Here is a 23,775-nt window from a genome sequence, read left to right on the forward strand (position 1 = left end):
CAGGCCCCTGTCGGCACCTACTTTGAATAGGAATAAGGGCAGACCGGCCATTTCACAACAGTTATGGTTGCACTCCCCCCGTTCCGACGCAGGCCTACCGATGTTCCCTACCGCCCCGTTTACTGCCTTCCGCATCCATAACGACGACGCTGGCTACCGCAGCGGCCCTGAACAAGTAGGCCTGGACCAACTGAGCCCAGGCGAGGTGGTCATCCGCGCCCGCTGGTCTTCGGTGAATTACAAGGACGCGCTGGCCGGCACCGGCAAGGGCAAGATCCTGCGCCGCTTCCCGCTGGTCGGCGGTATCGACGTGGCCGGCGAAGTGGTCGCCTCCAGCGACCCGGCGTTCCGTGAGGGCGACCAGGTGCTGACCACCGGCTGCGGCCTGAGCGAAACCCGCGACGGCGGCTACAGCCAATACGTGCGCCTGGAATCCAAGTGGGTGATCCCGCTGCCGGCCCAGCTCAGCCTGCGCGAGGCCATGGTGCTGGGCACCGCTGGCTTCACCGCCGCGCTGGCGCTGCTGCGCATGAGCGAGAACCGGCAGGTGCCGTCGCAGGGGCCGCTGGCGGTCACCGGCGCCACCGGCGGGGTCGGCTCGCTGGCGGTGGACATCTTCAGCCGCGCCGGCTTCGAGGTGCACGCCATCAGCGGCAAGGCCGAAGCAGCCGACTACCTGACCGCGATCGGTGCCAGCCAGGTGCTGGGCCGCGATGCCCTGGCCACCACCCGGCCGATGGAATCGGCGCGCTTCGGCGGCGGCCTAGACAATGTCGGCGGCAGCATGCTGACCAGCCTGCTGGCGCAGACAGCGCCCTACGGCAACGTGGCCTCTGCCGGGCTTGCCGCCTCTGGCGAGCTGGACATGACGGTGATGCCCTTCATCATCCGTGGCGTGTCCCTGCTGGGAGTGGCCTCGGCCGGCACCGCTCGCGACATCCGCGAGCAGGTCTGGGAGCGCCTGGGCAGTGACTGGAAGCCGCGCCACCTGGATAAGATCTGTACCCGCGAGGTGGGCCTGGAAGGGCTGCCCGAGGTATTTGCGACGATGCTGGAAGGAAAGTCCTTCGGCCGTACCGTCGTAAGAATTGATTGACGGCGATCACATGACCTCCCCGGCGTGAAGACGGTGACTTCACGCCGGCGGCGTGCCAGCACTACACTGCCGCCACTACTTGGGGAAAAACATGGCGCGTATCCTGATCGTCGACGATTCACCATCGCAGTTGATGGGCATCCAACGCATTGTGGAAAAGCTGGGGCATGAGATTTTCACCGCAACCGATGGCGCCTCTGGGGTGGAGGTTGCCAAGCAGGTGCTGCCGGACCTGGTGTTGATGGACGTGGTGATGCCCAATCTCAATGGCTTCCAGGCGACCCGCACGCTCAAGCGTGAGGCCACCACACAGCACATTCCGGTGATCCTGGTGACCACCAAGGATCAGGACACCGATCGCTTGTGGGGCATGCGTCAGGGCGCCAAGGCCTACATCACCAAACCGTTCACCGAAGACGATCTGTCCGCGGTGATCGCGCAGGTGTTCAGTGCCGAGGCACCGCCGGTTGGGTGAGATCGCTTTCTTGGGGAAAGCTTTCAGGAAAGGCGGGCTTAGCCCGCCTTTTTGTTTGCGGCGGTGGGTGGCCCGGAGCGTTCCCCCTCTCCCCAACCCCTCTCCCGCAAAGGGAGAAGGGCTTAAGCTGCAATTGCGCTCAATGCTGAAACTCGTAGCGCACCGAGCCCCTCTCCCCTTGCGGGAGAGGGGTTGGGGAGAGGGGAAGGCGCAAGCCTTCAGTCTTCCCCAAACGCCTTGGCCAGATCCTTGTAAGCCTTGCGCTGGGCCTCGTTGCTCGCCACCGGCGCCACCACTTCCAGCTCCACGATCTGGTCGCCGTCAGGCTTGCCCGGCAGACCGCGGCCACGCAGGCGCAGCTTGCGGCCACTGTCCGAATCGGCCGGCACCTTCAGTTCCACCGCACCGCCCAGGGTTGGCACGCTGATGCTGGTGCCCAGCGCGGCCTGCCATGGCGTGACCTGCAGGGTGTACAGGATGTTGCGCCCGTCCACCTCGAACTGCGGATGCGAGGCGTATTCCACCTCCAGCATCAGGTTGCCGCCACCACTGCCCTGCCCGCTCAAACGGATCACCTGGCCCGGACGAATGCCCTTGGGCACACGCACATCGAGCTGGCGGCCGTCCACGGTGATGCGCAGGCTGTCGCCGTTGTAGGCCGCTTCAAGCGGTACCGACAGCTTGGCGCGGGTGTCGCGCATCGGCTGCGGGCCGGCGCCACCGAAGCCGGGGCCCGGTCGTCGCGCACCTGCACCGGCACCGCCGCGCTGGCGGGCAAACAGGCTCTCGAAGAAATCGCTGAAGCCACCGTTGGCCCCACCTCCGCCGAAGACCTCCTCGAAATCAAAGCCCTGCCCGCCACCAAAGTTCGGCGGCGCATTGAATTCCTCACCCGGGCGGTAGCCCTGCGCGCGCAGCTGGTCGTAGGCCTGACGCTTCTGCGGGTCGCGCAGCGCTTCATAGGCCTCGTTGACCGCCTTGAATTTCTCCTCGGCGCCGGCTTCCTTGCTTACGTCCGGATGGTATTTGCGGGCCAGCCGGCGGTAGGCCGTCTTGATTTCTGCATCACCGGCGCTGGGCTCAACCCCTAGCGTGGCGTAGTAATCCTTGAATTCCATCCTTACACCTCTGAAAAAAACTGGCCCGACACCTTGCGGCAACGGGCCATCATGCATTCGGCGGGCACCGTGGCCCCATTCTACCGGGCCACGGTGCCTGCGCAGGTGGAAGTTCGCTCACGCCTATCAGGCGTTAGGCTGGCCCTGCACCACCTGGATACGGCGCGGTGCCGCTTCGCTGCGCTTGGGAATGCGCACTTCCAGCACGCCATTATGGCTGTGGGCGACGATACCCTCGGCATCAGCGCTGTCGGGCAGCACAAAGCGTCGGTTGAACGCACCCTGGCCACGCTCACTGCGGGTCAGCCGCTGGCCTTCGGCCAGTTCCGGCGCCGTGCGTTGGCCGCTGATGGTCAACACACCCTTCTCCATCTGCACATCGATGCTGGCCGGGTCAACGCCGGGAAGATCGGCCTGCACCACGAAGCGATTGGCTTCCTCGCGGATATCCACTGCCGGCATCCACGCAGAGGCGGTGCTGCCGGTAACCGTTTCAAGCAGCGGCGACAACAACTGATGGATCTCGGACTGGGTCGGCCACTGGCGGTAACGTACGATGCTCATGATGTCCTCCTGCAAGATGTGGGGGATTGGCGTGCCGGAATGGCGCTGCCGTTCCCATGCCCAGGACGTATTGTGTGAAGACCGCCTTTTCAAGCTGTTGACGCGGTGCTTCGCCCGCCTCTTTAAACTCAAATTCAGCCTAGGAGCCCCCAATGCCCATCAACGTCGGCGACCGTATTCCGGAAGTAACCCTCAAGCGACTGCGCGAAGGCCTGGAAACGATCGACACCCATGCATTGTTCGACGGCCGCAAGGCGGTGTTGTTCGCAGTGCCTGGCGCGTTCACCCCGACCTGCTCAGCCCGCCATCTGCCCGGCTATGTGGAGCATTTCGAGGACTTCCGCAACCGCGGCATCGAAGTGTTCTGCATGGCGGTCAATGACCCGTTCGTGATGCAGGCCTGGGCCAAGAGCCAGTCGGTGCCAGATGGTTTGCAGATGCTGTCCGACGGCAATGGCGATTTCACCCGCGCCTTGGGCCTGGAAATGGACGCCAGTGCCTCCGGCATGGGCACGCGTTCGCGTCGTTTCGCCCTGTACATCGAAAACGGTGTAGTACGCGCCGCGTATATCGAACAGCCGGGGCAATTCGAGGTATCCGGGGCCGAGCACGTGCTCGCCCATCTCCCCGCATAGGGACTCACCAGAAAGAAGGAAAGGCCAGCCATGAGCAAGCAGCCCGCCGCCAAGTCGACCAAAACCACGCAGTTGGCAGGCATAACCGATCGAAAAACCCTGCGCGCCAACGCGCGCAAGAGCATCGAGGATGGGGCGGTCACGCCCACCTACAGTGCCAACCGCCCAGCGGTGATCAAGCTGCTCAACGATGCGCTGGCCACCGAATGGGTGTGCGTGCTGCGTTACTACCGGCATTACTACATGGCCAAGGGCATGCTGGCCGATTCGGTGAAAGCCGAGTTCCTTGAGCATGCACAGCAGGAGCAGGCACATGCGGGCATGTTGGCAGAGCGCATCGTGCAGCTCGGCGGTGAGCCGGATCTGAACCCGGACACCCTCACCGCCCGCGCGCACGCCGAGTACAAGGAAGGCGGCAACCTGCGCGACATGGTCCGCGAAAACCTGGTCGCCGAGCGCATCGCCATCGACAGCTATCGCGAGATGATCAACTTCATTGGCGACAAGGACACCACCACCAAGCGCATCCTCGAGCACATCCTTGCCCAGGAAGAAGATCATGCCGACGACTTCGCCGACATGCTGGAAGGCTGGATAGGCGAGTAACCCCGACGCACCTGTAGAGCCGAGCCATGCTCGGCTGAAGCGTTACCGACAATGCCGGAAAGGCTCTCTTTGTAGCCCCGTAGCCCGGGTAAGCGCGAGCGCACCCGGGGCCTGTCGCGAAAAACCCCGGGTGCGCTATCGCTTACCCGGGCTACATCGAATGCACGCCCTGTAGAGCCGAGCCATGCTCGGCGGGGGCGTTACCGGCATCGTCAGGATGGCTTGCCGAGCATGGCTCGGCACTACATTGCGATATTGCGCCGTTTAATTTGCTACGCGGAAGCGCACACGCGTCCATGCACCGTCGGATGCCAATGCGGTCAGGGTGTGTTCGCCGGCGTCGTTGAAATCGCGCATGAAGGTGCGGGTGCCCTGGGTCTGGGCGATCCAGCGGCCATCCAACAGCCATTCGATCGTCGCCTCACTGCCCAGTGCGCGCAGCTGCAGACGCGGCCCGTGCTGCGCACCCGGCGCGCGTGCCAATGTGGCCAGATCATTCAGGCCTTCGATATGCAGCACGCCGTCGGATTGGCGCCCGTCATCCGCACAATCTGCTGCCAACGGCGGCAGACTTTGCGCCTGCCGCTGGGCCACGCTCAGCCATGGCGATGCCAGTGCCGGCCAGCGGGCGATCTCGCGATCTTCGACCTGCGGATGCCCCTCGCAACCGGGCGACAGCCGCTGCCCGCTGCGTGCATCCACCTGGAAACGCATGCGCCCGGATTGCCATAGCCGCGCTTCGCGCTCGGGGAAACTGGGCGGCACCACGCCGTCCAGCACCCAGGCTGGAAAACGTCGCTGGCACATCGCCGCTGGTGTCTGCTCGGCGGCAATGCCCAGTGGCCAACAGATCTCGACTTCACTGACGCTGTCGGGCCGCGACCGCAGCGCATTGTCGCCGGCCTGCCGTGGCAGGCTGTCGATGACCTCGAACATCAGCGGCAATGCGGTAACCGCACCGTACTGGCCGGGCAATGGCGTGCCATCGGGCCGCCCCACCCACACGCCAACGGTATAGGTGCGGGTACTGCCGATCGCCCAGGCGTCGCGGTAGCCGTAGCTGGTGCCGGTCTTCCATGCCACCCGCGGGCGGTTGCCGGTGTCGAAGGTACCCACGCCGTAGCCGGGACGCGAGTTGGATTCGAGCACGTCACGCACGATCCACGCCGCCCCCGGCGACACCAGCCGGCGCTCGATGCGCGGGTCCTGCGGGGTGTAGCGCACACGTCCGGCGATGCCCTCGCGGTTGAGCGCGGAAAAGGCACCGACCAGGTCTTCCAGCCGTGCGCCGGTGCCGCCCAGGATCAAGGCCAGGCTGGGCTGGGTACCGCGCGGGAATCGCAGGTTGATACCGGCATTGCCCAGCCGCGCGGCAAACCGCGCCGGCCCCACCCGCTCCAGCAAGTCCACCGAAGGCACGTTCAAGGACAGGCGCAGCGCGGTGGCGGCACCCACCGGGCCGTTGAAGGCAGCATCGAAATTGCCCGGCCGATAGCCACCAAAGCTCTGCGGCGCATCGACAATCAGGCTTTCGGAGTGAATCAGGCCATCGTCCAGCGCCATGCCATACAGAAACGGCTTCAGCGTTGAACCCGGCGAGCGCCAGGCCTGCACCATATCCACATGGCCGAGCCGCGCCTTGTCGGCGAAGGCCACTGACCCGACGTAGGCACGCGCCTCCAACGTTGTGTTGTCCATGACCAGCATTGCCGCTGACGTACGCTCGGGCAGCTGCGAGAAATAGGCGGCAACACGTTCCTCCAGGGTGCGTTGCAGGCCGCTGTCGATGGTGGTTTCGATATGCGCGGCACGCGGTTGCGCGCTGCGCATGCGTTGCGCCAGCAACGCGGCGTGCAAGGGCTGCTGCAGCGAGCGCGCCACCACCGGCTCGATGCGCGCATCGGCTACCTCGTCGGCCGACCACACACCCAACTCGGCCATGCGTGCCAATACCTTGTCGCGGGCGCGCTGGGCGGCCTCGGGATGGCGATCGGGGCGCAGCCGGCTGGGGGATTGTGGCAGCACCGCCAGCAAGGCAGCCTCGGCCTGCGACAAATGCGCTGCAGACTTGCCCAGATAGGCCCAGCTCGCGGCCTCGACACCTTCGATGGTGCCGCCATAAGGCGCCCGCTCCAGGTATAGATTCAGAATCTGCGCCTTGCTCAGATGCACTTCCAACTGCAGCGCACGCAGCAACTGCTTGAGTTTGCCCCACGGCGTGCGCGTATGCGGGTCGAGGATGCGGGCGACCTGCATGGTCAGGGTGGAGCCGCCGGAGACGATGCGACGTTCCAGCAGCATCTGCTTGCCCGCCCGCAGCAACGCCCAGGGATTGATGCCCGGATGCCGCCAGAACCAGCGATCCTCGTAGGTCAGCAAGGCCTGCAGGTACAGCGGCGAAATTGTCTTTGCATCAGCCGGGTAACGCCATACGCCTTCGGCATCGGCGAAGGCGCGCAGCGGCGTGCCATCACGTGCGACCACCAGCGTACTGGTGTCGCGCGACTTCGGCAGCGGCGGCGGGAAGGCCAGGTCCAGCACCAACAGCAGTGTCAGCACGGCTGCAAGTGCCCAGCGCAGGTTGCGAAGCGTGAAAATGGCGCGCAGGCGGTGGGCAAGGTGTTTCAGCCGAGGGGCGCGCGCGTTCACTGTGGATGGTTCTTCAAACGTTGCCTGTGGAGCTGGGGCGGAATGGCTTGGCCGTGGAAGAGCTTAGCCCTCCCCAGCCCTCCCCTTGCCTTCGGCAAAGGGAGGGGGCAAGAGCGGCTGCCTGACGCCGCGACTAAGGCTGCACCACCGTGATCGTGCTCGGGTTGGAGCGGCCCACACCGCGCATGTCGGGACGGTACATGTCCTCGGCCAGCGGCGGCGGCACCATATAGGTACCCGGGGTGACCGCGCGCACCAGATAGAACACGTGTGCGGTGCTGCCGCGTGACAGCTTCAGCGCCGCCACATAACGGTCATCACGGAACTCTTCATGCTTGACGTCGGCGGCGCTGGAGCGGTCGCTGACCTTGACCTCACCGACCACCACATCGGCCCATTGCTTGGCATCGCCGAGATTGAAGTTCTCGATCTCCAGGCCGGCCGGCAGCAGGTCGGTCAACAAGGCATCGGGCATGTTCGAGTTGGCGGTGACACTGAGCCGCACGATCAGTGCCTCGCCTTCCTTCAGCGGCCGCGGCGTCCACGGCTTGCCGTCGGTGCCGAACCAGGAGCGCTCGATGCCGATCACGCTGTTGTCCGGCGCCGGTGCCTGGCGCGGGATACCGGCCACATCGAGGCTGGCGAACATCGGCGCCTCGCCCTGCGGCGAGAAACGCACGCCCTGCGCCAACTGCGCCATATCGAAGACGCGGCCGAAGGCTTTGCGTGCATCGATGTTCTCGACCTTGTCGCCTACCGCCAGCTCGCCGGACACCAGCTTCTTCTGGTTGGCCATCAAGGCCTTGCCCAGACGCGCCAAGGCCACCTGCTCCTGCGTGCTCAGCCACATCAGGCCACTGCCACGACGCACGTCCAGGGTGCGCCCCAGGTCGATCACGCGCGCATCGTATTCGGGCTTGGATAGACCACGCTCGTGCAGCAGCGCGATCATCAAGGCCTCATCGCGCAGGCGGGTGCCGTAGTCACCGAAGTACTCCGGACGATCCGCGCTGGATTTGGCAAAGCCCGCAGCGATGGCAGCCTGCCCACGCTTGCTGTCGCCCTGGATCGCCAACGCCGCGCCCAGATGCACCAGCGACAGACCCGTCACCGCCTTGCTGCGCTCGTTGTCCCACAGCGTGCGCAGCGTCCCCAGCGGGGCGCGGTTGACCCGCGCCAGCACATAGCCCGAATAGGCCTGGTTGGCGAACTTCAGCCCATCACGACGATCGCTGCCGTAGAACTGGTTGCCGCCGCTGAGCAGATCCTCGCTGATCCGGTTCAGTGCCTTCTGCAGCACGTTTTCCGGCACCGCGAAACCGGCATCCTTGGCATCGAGCAGGAACTCGGCGATATACGGGGTCAGCGCCGGGTTGATGTAGTCATCATCACCCCACATCGAGAAGTTGCCATTGGCCACCTGCATCGAAGCCAAGCGGCCGAACGCGCCTTCCATGCGCTCACGACGGGTTTTGGCATCCAGGCCATCGGCGCCAAGCATGGCCGAGGTGGCCTCATCCAGCATCAATGCTGCATAGCCCTTGCTGGTGGTCTGCTCGGCACAGCCGTAGGGGTAATTCAATGCCCCCTGCAGCGCCGAGGCGAACGGAATCGGCGGCAAGGCGCTGACCAGCATGCGCGCATTGACCGAGCCGCCCATCAAACCATTGGCAAAGCTGCTGTCCAGGGTGACCGGTGCCAACGGGTCAAGCGTGCGGGTCTGCGAGCGCAGCACCGACGGCCACGCCGCGCGTACCGGCAGGTCGTAACGCCGGTCGACCTTGAAGCCGTTGCCGTCCACCCGTACCCGCACCTTGGCCACGCTATAACCTTCCTGCGCGGTCAGCGGGAAGCTCAGCGTGCTCTTGGCGTCGCCGGCCAGTTGCACCGTCCGGGTCGATTCGGCGATGCCCAGCGGGCCTTCGCCATCCACGCGGACGTTGAACTCGCCCGGTTTGCCGGTGAAGTTCTGCACGTCCAGGGTAATGGTGCTGCGGTCCCCCGGCGCCATCACCCGCGGCATGCTGGCTTCGGCCAGGATCGGCGCACGCACCAGCGTTTCCACATCGCGGTTGCCGTAGCGGTCGGCCGAATAGACCATCGCCGACACCCGCAGGGTGCCGTTGAAATCCGGCACCTGCAGCTGCACCCGCGCATTGCCCTTGGCATCCAGCGCCACCGGCCCGGAGAACAGATCCACCGTCTGCACGCGCGCGGTAGGCCGCTTGGCCTGCGGCAATGCCGCCAATGCCATGTCGCCACCGAACTTGAGCTTGCCGCTGTTGCCCTCAAAGCTCTCGATCACCCGGCCGTAGATGTCATACGCATCCACGCCCAGGCGCCGCTGCGCGAAGAAATGCGCAGGTGCATCCGGCACCGGGAAACGGGTGATGTTGAGGATGCCCACGTCCACCGCCGAGACGGTGACGTGCGCCGGCTTGCCAGCCAGCTCGGGTGCGCTGACGGTCACCGTCATCGGTTGTTCCGGGCGCATCTGCTTGGGTGCGATCAGGCCCACCGCAACGCGACGGTCGCGGCGATCCATCGGCACATGCACCACGCCCACGGCACGCGCCGGGGTGATCTTGCTGGGCGCGCTGCCACCCCGGAATACCAAAGCGGTGATGTAAACATCATGCCGCTCCCAATCCTTGGTCACCGGGATTTCGAAGGTGCTGCCCGGCTTGGCGTCGATGTCCTGCACGTACAGCATGTGGTCGCTTTCCACCATCAGCACGCCGCGCCCGGCATGCGGCGGGGTCAGCGTGACCTTGAGCGTGTCGCCTTCGCGATAGGCGGTCTTGTCCAGCGACAGCTTGACCTTGTCAGGCCGCGCATCCAGGCCGCGGTTGTCGTCGTTCCAGCTCCAGCCGGCGCGGAACGGATAACGCATGGTCAGGCCAGTGGCCGGGTCGAACACGTCCACCCGGTACTCGCCCCATTCCACCGGGAAGTCGAAGCGGACGGAGGTTGCACCGGCATCGACGGTGCGGGTTTCCTTGTTCTCGAAACGGCGGGTGAAGTCGTAATCCCAGCGGTTGTCGGTGTAGGTCCAGTGGTAATCGCGCAGCTCGCGTACCAGGGTGATCTTCAAGCCCTTGGCCGGCTGCGGCTTGCCATCGGCATCCACCCGCATCAACTCGAAGCGGGCATTGGCATTGGCGTCAGCGCCATCGGCGTCGTTGAACAGCGGGCGAACCGCTACCAGGGCCGGGGCCGGCCACATCACCCGCTTCATTGTGCGGGTGACGGTGCGGCCGCCGGTTTCATAGACACTGCCCGACAACAGCGCGGCCACGGTGGTGGCCTTGCCCGCCTCGGCCGGCAGGGCCACGTCTTCGCGCAGCTTGCCGTCCTTGGGCAAGGTGGTATCGATCACGTCATTGGCTTCCCGCGGCAGCTGCACGGTCGGGTCGCCGAAGAACCAGCCCGGCATCGACTCCACCGGGTGCTGCTCGACCGCCACCGCCAGCCGCGCGGTGAAGCGGTTGCCATCGGCCGGTGCGCCGTACAGATAGGCCGCATCGGCCTGCAGCTTCAGCGGCTCGCCCGGCTTCAGCGTCTTCTGCGCGCTGTCCAGGTCCAGCTTCATGCGCTCGGGCAGGAACTCCTCGATGCGCAGGGTCATGCCCTGCACGGCCTCCTTACTGGCCGGATCGGTGCGGAATTCAACCGTCCAGCGCCCGGTCGGTGCCTCCGCCGGGATGGTCTGCTCGAACGAGAAATAGCCCTGCTCGCCGGGCTGCAGGCGGGTTTCGCGGAAGGTCTTGCCGTCCGGCTGCTTCAGCCGCAGGAACACCGGCTGGCCGCCGGTAGCCGGACCGGCCAGGGTCTTGCCGTCGTTGTCGCGCAGCAGCGCGGAGATGCGCACGGTCTCACCGGGGCGGTACAGATCACGCCCGGACCAGGCAAACACATCGAAGTTGGCGTTCTGGCGCCCGGCCACGGCGAACTCGCTCAGGTCCAGCGCCGGCTGGTTGAACGGCAGCATGGTGGTGTCGCTGCCGCTGCTGGCGACCAGCACATGCGCGGCATCCAGCGTGTAGTTGAGCAAGGCATTGCCGTTGCCGTCGGTCTGGCCCTTGAGGATGACCTCACCCTTGCCGTCGATGACCTTCAGCTCGACCTTCTTGGCCGGCGCACCATCTGCCAACGAGGCGGTGTGGACGAACAGCTTGTCCTTGTAGGCGCGGGTATGCAGGCCGATGTCGCTGACCGTGAAGAATGCGGTATCGAATTCATTGTCGAAGCTACCGGTGCGCTTCATCACCGCGAAGTACAGGCCGGGCTGCTGCAGCTCCTTCACCTCCTGGATCGGCAGGTAGGTCAGCACGCGCTCGTTCTGCTTGCCGCCCAGCACGAAACGGTTGACATAGACCGGCTCGGCCAGCTGCGACAGCGGCGTCCGGTCACTGTATTCACTGTCCAGCTCCCAGCTGCCACGGCGACCGCCGCGCTGGTACTGGCTGAAGAAGTTGGGCAGGTCCTTCTCGCGCACGCGCAGGAACTCGACATCCACCTCGGGCACATTGACCGACACCACCGGCAGGCCACGGCTGTCCTTGGCTGGCAGCACGCTGCCCTGCGAGGCGAAGCCCACCGCCGGGTCAAGCTCGCCGGTGAAAACCTTCTGCTTGACCTCGGTACCCAGCCGGTTGCCATCGGCAGCCAGCAGATCGGCCGAGATGATCAGGGTGTATTCCTTGGCCGCCTCCACATAGGGATAGCGCAGGGTCTTGCCGTCGTCGGAAAGCGACCAGCTGCTGTCCTCGTTGCCGACCTTTTCCTCGAAGCGCAGCAGCTTGTCGAAATCCTGGGTGCCGACCAGCGGGCGCGAGAACTCCACCGCCAGCGCGAGACCGTCGCCGCTCTTCTGGTCCGGGTAGGCGCGCAGCATGGCGAAGCCCTTGACCTCTTCCTGCTTGGTCTGAATCGCCTCGCCGGTGGCCCCGGGCAACTGCCCGCTTTCGTTCCTGCCGCATCCTGCAACCAAGGCCAGCGCCACCATGGCGACCGCTGCCCACCGCATACGCTTCAACATCCTGTTACCCATGGCGTCCTCCCGCAGATGGCCGGAGTATAACCAGCCCGCATGCAAAGCCTTGTGTAACGGTGCGCATTCCGCAGGCGATTTGTCTGGAAGACGGTTCGTCTTTCGCTCACTCCCTCCGGTTCGCAACCGCGGCCGCAAAAGCAAAGGGGCGCTGATACCAGCGGCCCTTGCCCGAAATCACCGCGGCTGAGCGAAACTCAGAACGCATCACCCGGCACGCGCACCCAGCCTTCCATCAGGATGCGGGCGCTGCGGCTCATCACCGCCTTGGTCACCGTCCACTGGCCGTCGACCTGGCTCACCGCGGCACCGACACGCAGCGTGCCGGACGGATGCCCGAAACGCACCGCATCGCGCTGGCCACCGCCGGCGGCAAGATTGACCAGGGTGCCCGGCACCGCCGCTGCAGTGGCGATGGCAACCGATGCCGTGCCCATCATCGCGTGGTGCAGCTTGCCCATCGACATGGCGCGGGCGTTGAGGTCGATGTCGGCAGCATGGATCTGCTTGTTGCCGCTGGACACATAATCCTGCGGCGGCGCGACGAATACGACCTTGGGTGTGTGCTGGCGCTTGAGCGCTTCTTCAGGCGTCTTTATCAGGCCCATACGCAGCGCACCGGCAACGCGGATTGCCTCCAGCTTGACCAGCGCCGCCTTGTCGTCATTGATGACCGGCTGCAGTTCGGCACCGGTGTAGCCGATGTCGGTGGCGTTGACGAATACCGTGGGGATGCCGGCAGTGATCATCGTTGCCTGCAGCGTACCGACGCCGGGCACGTCCAATGCATCGACCAGATTGCCGGTGGGGAACATCGCACCACCGCCCTCGCCTTCACCTTCATCGGCTGGGTCGATGAACTCCAGCACGATCTCGGCGGCGGGAAAGGTCACGCCATCCAGCTCGAAGTCACCGGTCTCCTGCACCTGTCCGTTGCTGACGGGCACGTGCGCAATGATGGTTTTGTTGATATTGGCCTGCCAGATACGCACCTCGCAGATGCCGTTCTGCGGTACACGCGCTTGGTCCACATAACCGGCATGCAGCGCAAATGCGCCAGCACCGGTAGACAGGTTGCCGCAGTTGCCGGACCAGTCGACGAAATCGGTGTCGATGGAAACCTGCCCATACAGATAGTCGACGTCATGGTCGGGCTTGCTGCTGGGCGAGATGATCACGCACTTGCTGGTGCTGGAGGTTGCGCCGCCCATGCCATCGGTGTGCTTGGCATAGGGGTCGGGCGAGCCGATCACCCGCTGCAGCAGGTGGTTGCGAGCAGCGCCGGGCTGCTGGGCACTGGCGGGCAGGTCTTCCAGGCGGAAGAACACGCCTTTGGAGGTGCCGCCGCGCATGTAGGTTGCCGGGATTTTTATTTGGGGGGTGTGGGACATGGTGCGGATTCCCTTGGGTTGTTGTTGTGTGGGGTGGGAGCTTCCCCCTCTCCCCAACCCCTCTCCCGCGAGGGGAGAGGGGCTAAGTTCACTACGAGGGCCAGCACTATTACAGACCTCATGGACTGCTCTTGCCCCCCTCTCCCTTTACGGGAGAGGGGCTGGGGGAGAGGGCGCTCACAGTCGCAAGAATCACTTCCAGCACCGCTTCGCCATTTCCCATAATTTCGTTGTTCCAGAACCGCAGCACCTTGAAGCCTTGGCTCTCCAACCATGCATCGCGCCTTGCATCACGCTCGCTCTGATTGTGCTGCCCGCCATCCGCCTCAACGATCAATCGCGCGCCGAAGTGCACGAAGTCCACCACATACGGCCCCAAGGGCTGCTGCCTGCGAAACTTCTCACCGAGCAGGCGATGCGCCCGAAGGTGTCGCCATAGCCGGTGCTCAGCTTCGGTCATGTTTTTGCGTAGCGACTTTGCGAATTTGAGCTGCTGCATGATCGGGGCCTCCTTTGCCCCCTCTCCCCAACCCCTCTCCCGCGAGGGGAGAGGGGCTTAGGTCTCATGCAGTCTCATCAATCTCGCGAAGTGGTTGGATCACCACTCCCCTCTCCCTTTACGGGAGAGGGATCGGGGGAGAGGGTAGCCTTAGCCCTCAGGCAACCGCGCCCTCCAAAAAATCCTGCGCGAAACGCTGCAGCACGCCGCCGGCCTCGTAGATTGCTACTTCCTCGTCCGAATCCAGACGGCAGGTCATCGGCACCTTCAGCACTTCACCGTTGCGACGGGTGATGACCAGGGTCAGGTCCGTGCCCGGCGTGCGCAGGCCCTGCACGTCGTAGGTTTCGGTACCGTCAATGCCCAGCGTGTTGCGGTTGGTGCCCGGCTTGAACTCCAGCGGCAGCACCCCCATGCCGATCAGGTTGGTGCGGTGGATGCGCTCGAAGCCTTCGGCCGCAATCGCCTCCACGCCGGCCAGCCGTACGCCCTTGGCGGCCCAGTCGCGCGAGCTGCCCTGGCCGTAGTCGGCGCCGGCAATGATGATCAGCGGCTGCTTGCGTTCCATGTAGGTTTCAATTGCCTCCCACATGCGCATCACCTTGCCTTCCGGCTCCACGCGCGCCAGCGAACCCTGCTTCACGCTGCCGTCTTCGTTGCGCACCATCTCGTTGAAGAGCTTGGGGTTGGCGAAGGTGGCGCGCTGCGCGGTCAGGTGGTCACCGCGGTGGGTCGCGTAGGAATTGAAGTCCTCTTCCGGCAGGCCCATCTTGGCCAGGTACTCACCGGCCGCGCTGGAACGCAGGATGGCATTGGATGGCGACAGATGGTCGGTGGTGATGTTGTCCGGCAGCACGGCCAATGCGCGCATGCCGCGCAGCGTGCGCTCACCGGCCAATGCACCCTCCCAATACGGCGGACGGCGGATATAGGTGCTCTGCGGGCGCCAGTTGTACAACGGGCTGACCTTTTCACCGTGCTCGACGCGGATGTTGAACATCGGGTTGTAGACCTTGCGGAACTGCTCCGGCTTGACCGAGGCCTTCACCACCGCGTCGATCTCGGCATCGCTCGGCCAGATGTCCTTCAGGCGCACTTCCTTGCCCTCGGCATCCACACCCAGCACATCCTTCTCGATGTCGAAACGCACGGTGCCGGCAATGGCATAGGCGATCACCAGCGGCGGCGAGGCCAGGAAGGCCTGCTTCGCATACGGATGGATGCGGCCATCGAAGTTGCGGTTGCCGGACAGCACGGCGGTTGCGTACAGATCGCGGTCGATGATTTCCTGCTGGATCGCAGGATCCAGCGCACCACTCATGCCGTTGCAGGTAGTGCAGGCAAAGGCAACGATGCCGAAGCCCAGCTTTTCCAGATCCGGCAGCAGGCCGGCTTCTTCCAGGTACAACTGCACCGCCTTGGAGCCCGGCGCCAGCGACGATTTGACCCACGGCTTGCGGGTCAGCCCGCGCGCATTGGCGTTGCGTGCCAGCAAGGCGGCGGCAATCACGTTGCGCGGGTTGGAGGTATTGGTGCAGCTGGTGATGGCAGCGATGATCACCGCACCATCCGGCATCAGGCCTTCGGCTTCCTCGACCTTGCCACTTTCCAGCTTGGCTTCATCGGCAATGCCGCGCTCGGCCAGATCCGACACCGGCAGGCGCTTGTGCGGGTTGCTGGGGCCGGCCATGTTGCGCACCACGCTGGACAGATCGAACTCCAGTACGCGCTCGTACTTCGCCGTTTCCAATGCGTCGGCCCACAGGCCAGTGGTTTTGGCGTAGTTCTCGACCAAGGCGATCTGTGCTTCTTCGCGGCCGGTCAGGCGCAGGTAATCGATGGTCTGCTGGTCGATGTAGAACATCGCCGCAGTCGCACCGTATTCCGGGCACATATTGGAAATGGTGGCGCGGTCGCCGATGGTCAGTGCTGCAGCGCCTTCACCGAAGAACTCCAGCCAGGCGCCGACCACGCGTTCCTTGCGCAGGAACTCGGTGATTGCCAGCACCACGTCGGTGGCGGTGATGTTCGGCTGCGGCTTGCCGGTAAGCCTGACGCCGATGATGTCGGGCAGGCGCATCCAAGAGGCGCGGCCCAGCATCACGTTCTCGGCTTCCAGGCCGCCCACGCCGATGGCGATCACGCCCAGCGCGTCCACATGCGGGGTGTGGCTGTCGGTGCCCACGCAGGTATCCGGGAAGGCCACCCCACCCTGCTGGTAGATCACCGGCGACATCTTCTCCAGATTGATCTGGTGCATGATGCCGTTGCCCGGCGGAATAACATCGACGTTTTCGAAGGCCAGCTTGGTCCAGTCGATGAAGTGGAAGCGGTCTTCGTTGCGGCGGTCTTCGATGGCGCGGTTCTTGGCGAACGCATCCGGATCGTAGCCACCGCATTCCACCGCCAGCGAGTGATCGACGATCAGCTGCACCGGCACCACCGGATTGACCTTGGCCGGGTCACCGCCCTTTTCAGCGATGGCATCACGCAGGCCCGCCAGGTCGACCAGCGCGGTCTGACCGAGGATGTCGTGGCAGACCACGCGTGCCGGGAACCAGGGGAAGTCGAGGTCGCGCTTGCGTTCGATCAGCTGCTTGAGCGAATCGCTCAGCGTGGCGGGGTTGCAGCGGCGCACCAGGTTTTCGGCCAGCACGCGCGAGGTATAGGGCAGCGTGGCGTAGGCGCCGGGCTGGATGGCATCGACTGCGGCGCGTGCGTCGAAGTAATCGAGCGTGCTGCCGGCGAGGTGTTTGCGGTAATCGGTGTTCATGGCTGGCCTGTGAGGGTCTGGGCTTGCTGGTGTGCCTGGGTTTTGCTCGCAGAAGCATGCGATTGCATGCACCCCACAGCAACACATGGAACCTGGGGCCTTCCTTCTCCCGCTTGCGGGGGAAGGTGCCCGGAGGGCGGATGGGGGAGCTTCTGCTTCTGCTTTGCTCCGTTTTTTAAGAGCTGGAAGCTGCTGTACGTGCCAGGAGCTTCCCCTCACCCCAACCCCTCTCCCGTGAATGGGAGAGGGGCTTTGTCTCGCTTGTGGCGGAGAAGGCTGGTTTGCCTTACGCGCGCTTGTCGATCGGAACGAAGGTCTGGTCTTCCGGGCCGGTGTAGTTCGCGCTTGGGCGGATGATCTTGCCGTCGATGCGCTGCTCGATGATGTGTGCGCTCCAGCCTGCAGTACGGGCAATCACGAACAGCGGGGTGAACATTGCCGTCGGCACGCCCATCATGTGATAGCTGACCGCACTGAACCAATCCAGGTTCGGGAACATCTTCTTGATGTCCCACATCACCGCCTCAAGACGCTCGGCGATGTCGTACATCTTCATGTTCTCCTGCTCGGCCGACAACTCGCGCGAGACGTCCTTGATCACCTTGTTGCGCGGATCGGACACGGTGTAGACCGGGTGGCCGAAACCAATCACCACTTCCTTGCGCTCGACGCGGGCCTTGATGTCCGCCTCGGCTTCGTCCGGGGTTTCGTAGCGCTTCTGCACTTCGAAGGCCACTTCATTGGCCCCACCGTGTTTCGGGCCGCGCAGTGCACCGATGCCGCCGGTGATCGCGCTGTACATGTCGCTGCCGGTGCCGGCAATCACGCGGCAGGCAAAGGTCGAGGCGTTGAATTCGTGTTCGGCGTACAGGATCAGGCTGGTGTGCATCGCCTTTACCCAAGACTCGCGCGGCTGCTCGCCGTGCAGCAGGTGCAGGAAGTGGCCGCCGATCGAATCATCGTCGGTTTCCACGTCAATGACCTTGCCGTTGTGGCTCCAGTGGTACCAGTACAGCAGCATCGAACCCAGCGACGCCATCAGCTTGTCAGCGATGTCGCGGGCGCCCGGATGGTTGTGGTCGTCCTTCTCCGGCGACACGCAGCCGAGCACGGAAACACCGGTACGCATCACGTCCATCGGGTGCGCCGACGGCGGCAGTTCTTCCAGCGCGGCCTTCACCGATGCCGGAATGCCGCGCAGCGCCTTGAGCTTGGCCTTGTAGGCGCGCAGCTCGGCCTTGTTCGGCAGCTTGCCGTGCACCAGCAGGTGGGCGATTTCCTCGAACTCACTGGTGTTGGCCAGGTCCAGGATGTCGTAGCCACGGTAGTGCAGATCGTTGCCGCTACGGCCAACGGTGCACAGCGCGGTGTTGCCGGCAGCGGTGCCGGACAGGGCGACGGACTTCTTCGGCTTGAACGCCGGTGCGGCGGTTTGTTCTGACATGGTCTTCAGCTCCGGGGAAACAGGTTCACGGTTTCAATCTGGATCACGATCGGTGTGGCGGGTTGTCTGCGCCAACAGCCGTTGCAGCATTTCAATCTGGTGGTTCTGTTGTTCAACCAGCAATGCCCAATCCTGCGAACGCAGCAGGTCGAGCTTTTCATGGATCTGCAGCACTTCAAGTTCTGACTTGATGTTGACCTGGTAGTCGTTCTCGGCGTTCATCCTGTCCACCGCCGCCTGCCGGTTCTGGCTCATCATGATGATCGGCGCCTGCACCGCGGCCAGGCAGGACAGCACCAGATTCAACAGGATGTAGGGGTACGGATCGAAGGCCTTGGCCAACATGAAACTATTGGCCAGCATCCACACCAGCAGCAGGAAAAAGAAGCACAGGATGAAACGCCAGCTGCCGCCAACGGCGGCAACGCGGTCGGCGACTCGCTCGCCCAGGCTCCGCGCCTGGTGGAACTCCTGGGCGACATTGCGTGCAACCTTGCGCCGCGAAATGAAGCGTTCGACCACCAGCCGTTCTTCCGGCGGCAGTTGTTCCAGCTCCTTCTGCAACAACTGCCGCGCTGTCTCACGGCGATCGATACGATTGGTCCGGGGCGAAGGATTTGCCATGGCGGTTCAATGGGCCGGGTAAAGGCCCATCATGCGCCCTTGTCGGCGAAGACTTTGTCCAGCTGAGCTTCAAAGGCGTGGTAACCGATACGGTCATACAACTCCTCGCGGGTCTGCATGCTGTCCACCACATTACGCTGGTGGCCGTCACGGCGGATGGCTTCATAAACGCTTTCGGCGGCCTTGTTGGCCGCACGGAATGCCGACAGCGGGAACAGCTGCATGGCGACACCGGCCGAGGCCAGTTCATCGCGACTGAACAGCGGGGTCGCGCCGAACTCGGTGATGTTGGCCAGCAACGGTACCTTCACCGCATCGGCGAAGCGCTTATAGGTATCCAGGTCGTACGCGGCTTCGGCGAAGATGCCGTCAGCACCGGCTTCCACGCAGGCCAGCGCGCGCTCGATGGCGGCGTCCACGCCTTCCATCTGGATGGCATCGGTGCGGGCGATCAGGAAGAAGTGTGGGTCGGTCCTGGCGTCGGCCGCGGCCTTGACCCGGTCCACCATTTCACCCTGCGACACGATCTCCTTGCCCGGGCGGTGACCGCAGCGCTTGGCGCCGACCTGGTCTTCGATATGGCAGGCCGCAGCACCGGCCTTGATCAGCGACTTCACCGTGCGCGCGATGTTGAAGGCACTCGGACCGAAACCGGTATCGATATCCACCAGCAGCGGCAAGTCACAGACGTCGCTGATGCGACGCACGTCGATCAGCACATCTTCCATCGTGTTGATGCCCAGGTCCGGCAGACCCAGCGAACCGGCGGCAACGCCGCCACCGGACAGGTAGATGGCGCGGTAGCCGGCACGCTTGGCCAGCAGGGCGTGGTTGGCATTGATGGCACCCACGATCTGCAGTGGGTTTTCGGCGGCCAGTGCGGCGCGGAATGCAGCGCCGGCGGAAGAAAGACTCATGGTTGGCTCCTGGCTGGGCGGAGGCGAGCATGCCATTCCGCTATGGCGCTCAATCTGTCACTATCGGATGCATTGATCAATCTTGATTCAATCAATCAACATATTGAATGCGCATGTCCGAGCACACCGACACGGAATTGATTACCGCCCCTGAAGCCTGTGCCCTGCTCGGCATCAGCGCAGCCACGCTGTATGCCTATGTCAGCCGGGGGCAACTCAGCTCGCGGCCGGGCCCGCAGCCACGCAGCCGCGTGTACCTGCGCGCGGAAGTGGAGCGGCTGGCGCAGCGCAAGCGCGCCGGCCATGGTGCCGAGCGTGGTGCCGCGCAAAGTCTGGACCGCGGCCTGCCGGTGCTGGAGACACGCATCTCGCTGATCCGCCCCGACGCGCCCTACTACCGTGGCCGTTCTGCCGTGGCCGCCGCACAGGCCGGCGCCACCCTCGAGGACATCGCGCGGCTGTTATGGGAATGCGAGGACCAGGATCCGTTTGCCGCAACCACGCCGGCACCGTGGCCCTCACGGATCGCCAGCCTTGCACTGGACGCCGGGCTGCCCCCTGTTGAACGCACGATGGCCTGCATTCCCCTGCTTGCCCTCGAGCAACGCCAATCGCTCAATGCCGCCCTCGCGGTACGACGCGAGGTCGCCGCGCTGCTGCTGCGGCAGAATGCAGCCTTGCTGGTCGGCACCCAGCCGGATGCACGCCCGGTGCACCGCTTGCTCGCCGACGCATGGCGACCCGGCGATGCGGCCTTCGCCGAACTGGTGCGCTCGGCGCTGGTGCTGTGCGCCGACCACGAGCTCAACGTGTCTGCGTTTGCCGCGCGCGTGGTGGCCTCAACCGGCGCGCATCTGCATGCGACCGTCAGTGCCGGCCTGGCCGCGCTGTCCGGCCCACGCCACGGCGGCGCGACCGCCCGCGCGCACGCCTTGTTGCTGGATGCGGAAGCCAGCGGCGCACCCTCCGCCTTCATCGCCGAACGCTGGCGGCGCGGCGACGAGCTGCCGGGCTTCCATCACCTGCTCTATCCCGATGGCGACCCGCGCGGTGCTGAAGTGCTGCGCCAGCTGCGCGCCTCGTGCGGCGACTCGCCACGCATGCGCCTGGTGGAAGCCATACTGGCCGCAACCGAAGAAGTCAGCGGCCAGCATCCAAACATCGACGGCATGCTCGGTGCCATCTGCTACGTGTACGAACTGCCGGGTGCGCATGCGCTGGTGATGTTCGCCACTGCCCGTCTTACTGGTTGGCTGGCGCATGCGCTGGAGCAGCAGGCACTGGGCACATTGATACGGCCGCGTGCGCGCTATACCGGGTTGGCGCCGAAGCTCCCGGCAGGAGCGGCGTAAGCCGCGAAGCTGGCAACAAGCAAACGGCCACACCATGGGCAATCAGACTGTGCAGTCGGCTGGTTTTCTGCCACCGCGCGGGATCGGCAATATCGGTTTGCCGATTGGCGGGTAGATTCATTGGCGTTTGCTTCACGGCTTACGCCGCTCCTACATCCCAACGGCGAGGTGCTTTTGCCCCCTCCCTTTTGCGCAGCAAAGGAGAGGGTTGGGGAGGGGTGAGCTTTTGGCGCCTTCTCACATTTCCAGCTTCGCGGCTTATGCCGCTCCCACATCCGGGCGATGCAGCTGATTGCAGGTGAATCGGCGGATTGGTTGCTGTTGGCTTCGCCGATTACGTCGCTCCTACAACGCTCCTAACGCTTTGACCATTGCTGGATGATCTGCGCGATTGCTTGCACGCCATCGGTCAGCGCGGCCGGGCCCGGCTGCAGGATCAGCGGTGACTTGATTTCATGCAGTTCGCCATCGCGTACCGCATTGATCGCCTCCCAGCCGGGCCGCGCCGCGACCCGCTCGGGACGGAATTTCTTGCCACACCACGAGCCGATGATGATGTCCGGGTTGCGTGCGATCACCGGATCGCCATCGGCAAGAATGCGTGCCTTGGCCAACGGCTCGCGCGACAACTCGGGAAACACATCGATGCCGCCAGCGATCTCCACCAGCTCGGCACCCCATTGGATGCCGGTGATGATGGGCTCGTCCCATTCCTCGACATAGACGCGCGGACGCTGCGGCAGCCTTGCCGCCTGCGCGGCAATCGCCTCCAGGCCGCGCTGCAGTTCATCGGCATAGGCGTTGGCACGGTCGGCCACGCCAACCAGGCCTCCGAGGCGGCGGATGTAATCGAGGATGCCGGCCACGCTGCGGTGGTTGGCAATCCAGACTTCCACACCGTTGCGTATCAACTCGGCGGCGATATCAGCCTGGATGTCGGAGAAGCCAATCGCCAGATCCGGCTTGAGCTTGAGGATCTCCCCCACCTTGGCACTGGTGAAGGCACTGACCTTGGGCTTGTCGCGCCGCGCCTCGGGTGGCCGCACGGTGAAGCCGCTGATGCCGACGATGCGGTCCTGCTCACCCAACGCATACAGGGTCTCGGTGGGCTCCTCGGTAAGACAGACAATGCGACGCGGGCCGATCATGCGACGGCGAATTCCGTTGTATCGACGAAAACCGCCGGGGTATTCCAGGGATGATGCGCGGCGATGGCTGCCAACAGGTCCTGCAGGCGCTGCGCATCGCGCGGTATGCAGAACTCCAGCCGTACAGAGGGCTGATATACGCGCTCGCCGCACTGCCCCTGCACGCTGCGGGTACCGTCCAGCACCCGGAACTGCTCGTGCGCGTCCGATTCCCACATGCCATCGGCGTAACCGCCAGCGGCCAGATCATCCACCGCCAGGATGCCCTGCTTCAGCGCCGCCAGACCTGCTGGCGGTACGAACACGGTGATGCGGTAGACCGGAAGCAGCTTCATTCCGCTGGCGCGTCCAGGCTCATGCAGTAATACACCACGCGTTCGGTTTCGACAAAACCACTGGCCTTGTGTGCGGCCTGGGCGTGCGTATTGTCCAGCGCGGTATCGGAAGCCAGCTCGCTGCAGCCCTGCGCGCGTGCCCAGCGCGCAACCTCGGCCACCAGTGCACGGCCGATGCCAAGGCCACGCTGGCTTTCAATCACATACCAGCCTTCGAGAAAACCCACCGGCGAACTGGAGGTGCCATTGACGTAGTCATGGCGCAGGCTGGCTTCGGCCAAGCCCACTGGCTGGCCCTGCGCGAAGGCCAGCAGCACGGTGCCGCCGTCTTCTTCCAGCAGTTGCTGCAGCTCGGCCAGATCGGTCTCGCAATCCGCCCACAAACCGCGACGCAGCTGCGCCCACGCCGACCAGTCACTGGCCAGCGCGCGTCGGATGTCGACGCCGGCCCGCTTCACGGGAACAGCATCCGCTTGCTCCACTCCCCCGCCGCATCGGCCTCATAGCACCAACGCTCATGCAGGCGGAAGTCGGCGCCGTACCAGAACTCGATCCGGCGCGGGACGATACGCACGCCACCCCAACCATCCGGGCGCGGCACATCGCGGCCTTCGAAGCGCGCCTCGAAATTGGCCAGGCGCTGCTCGAATTCCTCGCGCGACGCCAACGGCTGCGACTGCACCGATGCCCAGGCGCCGATCTGGCTCATGCGCGGGCGGCTGGCGAAGTAGGCATCGGCTTCCGCTGCCGATACCAGCTGCGCATCGCCTTCAATCCGCACCTGGATGCCGGCCTCGCGCAGGCTGCGCCACAGGAACAGCAGCGCGGCGGCACGGTTGTCGTGCAGCTCGCGGCCCTTGCGGCTGTCCAGATGTGTATAGAACACGAAACCGCGTTCATCGAAGGCCTTGAGCAGCACGGTGCGTGCCGAAGGACGGCCATCGATATCGACGGTGGCAACGGTCATCGCGGTGGCATCGATTTCCTTGCCAGCCTTGGCCTCTTCAAACAATGCGGCGAAAGTCGATAACGCTTCTGCATAAAGATTGGTCATGGTCCTGCTTCGTACGGCACGGGTTTGGGCTATTGTGGCGTC

The 23,775-nt window shown here is 64.6% G+C and carries 19 protein-coding genes; 5 read left to right on the top strand and 14 right to left on the bottom strand.

The features are described 5' to 3' along the window. Positions 1 to 100 precede the first annotated feature (100 nt). Together BCV67_RS04110 and pilH are read left to right on the top strand one after the other, a co-directional pair. Positions 101 to 1,096: a YhdH/YhfP family quinone oxidoreductase gene (locus tag BCV67_RS04110; protein WP_062166593.1), complete on the top strand. Its 996-nt coding sequence runs from the start codon at positions 101 to 103 to the stop codon at positions 1,094 to 1,096. A 91-nt stretch (positions 1,097 to 1,187) separates the two neighbouring features. Then, positions 1,188 to 1,571 (top strand): twitching motility response regulator PilH, encoded by a 384-nt coding sequence (pilH, locus tag BCV67_RS04115; protein ID WP_062166594.1) that lies wholly within the window; start codon positions 1,188 to 1,190, stop codon positions 1,569 to 1,571. 218 nt (positions 1,572 to 1,789) lie between these two features. Here pilH and BCV67_RS04120 read toward each other — a convergent pair whose 3' ends face one another. Together BCV67_RS04120 and BCV67_RS04125 are read right to left on the bottom strand one after the other, a co-directional pair. Then, on the bottom strand, positions 1,790 to 2,689 hold the full coding sequence (locus BCV67_RS04120) for a DnaJ C-terminal domain-containing protein (protein WP_057629444.1): 900 nt from the start codon (positions 2,687 to 2,689) through the stop codon (positions 1,790 to 1,792). A 126-nt stretch (positions 2,690 to 2,815) separates the two neighbouring features. Continuing rightward, entirely contained in the window at positions 2,816 to 3,253 is a 438-nt protein-coding gene (locus BCV67_RS04125; RefSeq protein WP_057629443.1) for an Hsp20/alpha crystallin family protein, read from the bottom strand. Positions 3,254 to 3,405: 152 nt separating this feature from the next. Between BCV67_RS04125 and BCV67_RS04130 the strand changes: the two genes are divergently transcribed. Both BCV67_RS04130 and BCV67_RS04135 read left to right on the top strand, forming a co-directional pair. Continuing rightward, entirely contained in the window at positions 3,406 to 3,888 is a 483-nt protein-coding gene (locus BCV67_RS04130; protein ID WP_057629442.1) for a peroxiredoxin, read from the top strand. Positions 3,889 to 3,918: 30 nt separating this feature from the next. After that, positions 3,919 to 4,494: a ferritin-like domain-containing protein gene (locus tag BCV67_RS04135; RefSeq protein WP_062166595.1), complete on the top strand. Its 576-nt coding sequence runs from the start codon at positions 3,919 to 3,921 to the stop codon at positions 4,492 to 4,494. Between the two features lie 264 nt (positions 4,495 to 4,758). On the opposite strand, the gene pbpC is transcribed toward BCV67_RS04135, so the two are convergent. The 8 genes from pbpC to prpB all read right to left on the bottom strand — a co-directional run bounded on the left by pbpC (position 4,759) and on the right by prpB (position 19,844). Further along, entirely contained in the window at positions 4,759 to 7,122 is a 2,364-nt protein-coding gene (gene pbpC, locus BCV67_RS04140) for a penicillin-binding protein 1C (protein ID WP_428999509.1), read from the bottom strand. A 154-nt stretch (positions 7,123 to 7,276) separates the two neighbouring features. Continuing rightward, a complete protein-coding gene (locus tag BCV67_RS04145) occupies positions 7,277 to 12,184 on the bottom strand; it encodes an alpha-2-macroglobulin family protein (RefSeq protein ID WP_082746489.1) in 4,908 nt (1,635 codons plus the stop codon). Between the two features lie 209 nt (positions 12,185 to 12,393). Continuing rightward, positions 12,394 to 13,587: a 2-methylaconitate cis-trans isomerase PrpF gene (gene prpF / locus BCV67_RS04150; RefSeq protein ID WP_062166598.1), complete on the bottom strand. Its 1,194-nt coding sequence runs from the start codon at positions 13,585 to 13,587 to the stop codon at positions 12,394 to 12,396. A 118-nt stretch (positions 13,588 to 13,705) separates the two neighbouring features. Beyond that, on the bottom strand, positions 13,706 to 14,086 hold the full coding sequence (locus tag BCV67_RS04155) for an endonuclease domain-containing protein (protein ID WP_062166599.1): 381 nt from the start codon (positions 14,084 to 14,086) through the stop codon (positions 13,706 to 13,708). Between the two features lie 157 nt (positions 14,087 to 14,243). Further along, positions 14,244 to 16,859, bottom strand: coding sequence for a Fe/S-dependent 2-methylisocitrate dehydratase AcnD (gene acnD, locus BCV67_RS04160; RefSeq protein WP_062166600.1), 2,616 nt, complete (start codon positions 16,857 to 16,859; stop codon positions 14,244 to 14,246). 286 nt (positions 16,860 to 17,145) lie between these two features. Continuing rightward, the gene (gene prpC, locus BCV67_RS04165; RefSeq protein WP_062166601.1) at positions 17,146 to 18,303 is read right to left on the bottom strand and encodes a bifunctional 2-methylcitrate synthase/citrate synthase; all 1,158 of its coding nucleotides are present in this window, start codon (positions 18,301 to 18,303) and stop codon (positions 17,146 to 17,148) included. Between the two features lie 33 nt (positions 18,304 to 18,336). Then, a complete protein-coding gene (locus BCV67_RS04170) occupies positions 18,337 to 18,927 on the bottom strand; it encodes a DUF1003 domain-containing protein (protein WP_062166602.1) in 591 nt (196 codons plus the stop codon). 29 nt (positions 18,928 to 18,956) lie between these two features. Then, the gene (gene prpB, locus BCV67_RS04175; protein WP_062166603.1) at positions 18,957 to 19,844 is read right to left on the bottom strand and encodes a methylisocitrate lyase; all 888 of its coding nucleotides are present in this window, start codon (positions 19,842 to 19,844) and stop codon (positions 18,957 to 18,959) included. Positions 19,845 to 19,957: 113 nt separating this feature from the next. Between prpB and BCV67_RS04180 the strand changes: the two genes are divergently transcribed. After that, complete coding sequence (locus tag BCV67_RS04180; protein ID WP_062171397.1) at positions 19,958 to 21,196, top strand: citrate synthase family protein; 1,239 nt, start codon at positions 19,958 to 19,960, stop codon at positions 21,194 to 21,196. A gap of 356 nt (positions 21,197 to 21,552) precedes the next feature. On the opposite strand, the gene BCV67_RS04185 is transcribed toward BCV67_RS04180, so the two are convergent. The 4 genes from BCV67_RS04185 to pdxH are packed head-to-tail and all read right to left on the bottom strand — an operon-like array spanning position 21,553 to position 23,733. After that, positions 21,553 to 22,341: a cobalamin-binding protein gene (locus BCV67_RS04185; protein WP_082746691.1), complete on the bottom strand. Its 789-nt coding sequence runs from the start codon at positions 22,339 to 22,341 to the stop codon at positions 21,553 to 21,555. Then, the gene (locus BCV67_RS04190; protein ID WP_062166605.1) at positions 22,341 to 22,679 is read right to left on the bottom strand and encodes a hypothetical protein; all 339 of its coding nucleotides are present in this window, start codon (positions 22,677 to 22,679) and stop codon (positions 22,341 to 22,343) included. The genes BCV67_RS04185 and BCV67_RS04190 overlap by 1 nt, the downstream gene beginning before the upstream one ends. Next, positions 22,676 to 23,137: an aminoglycoside 6'-N-acetyltransferase gene (gene aac(6'), locus BCV67_RS04195; RefSeq protein ID WP_065868036.1), complete on the bottom strand. Its 462-nt coding sequence runs from the start codon at positions 23,135 to 23,137 to the stop codon at positions 22,676 to 22,678. Before aac(6') ends, BCV67_RS04190 begins: the two co-directional genes overlap by 4 nt. After that, a complete protein-coding gene (gene pdxH, locus BCV67_RS04200; RefSeq protein WP_062166606.1) occupies positions 23,134 to 23,733 on the bottom strand; it encodes a pyridoxamine 5'-phosphate oxidase in 600 nt (199 codons plus the stop codon). The genes aac(6') and pdxH overlap by 4 nt, the downstream gene beginning before the upstream one ends. Between the last annotated feature and the right edge of the window lie 42 nt (positions 23,734 to 23,775).

Source organism: Stenotrophomonas nitritireducens, assembly GCF_001700965.1.
In the GTDB taxonomy this organism is placed as follows: Bacteria; Pseudomonadota; Gammaproteobacteria; order Xanthomonadales; family Xanthomonadaceae; genus Stenotrophomonas; species Stenotrophomonas nitritireducens_A.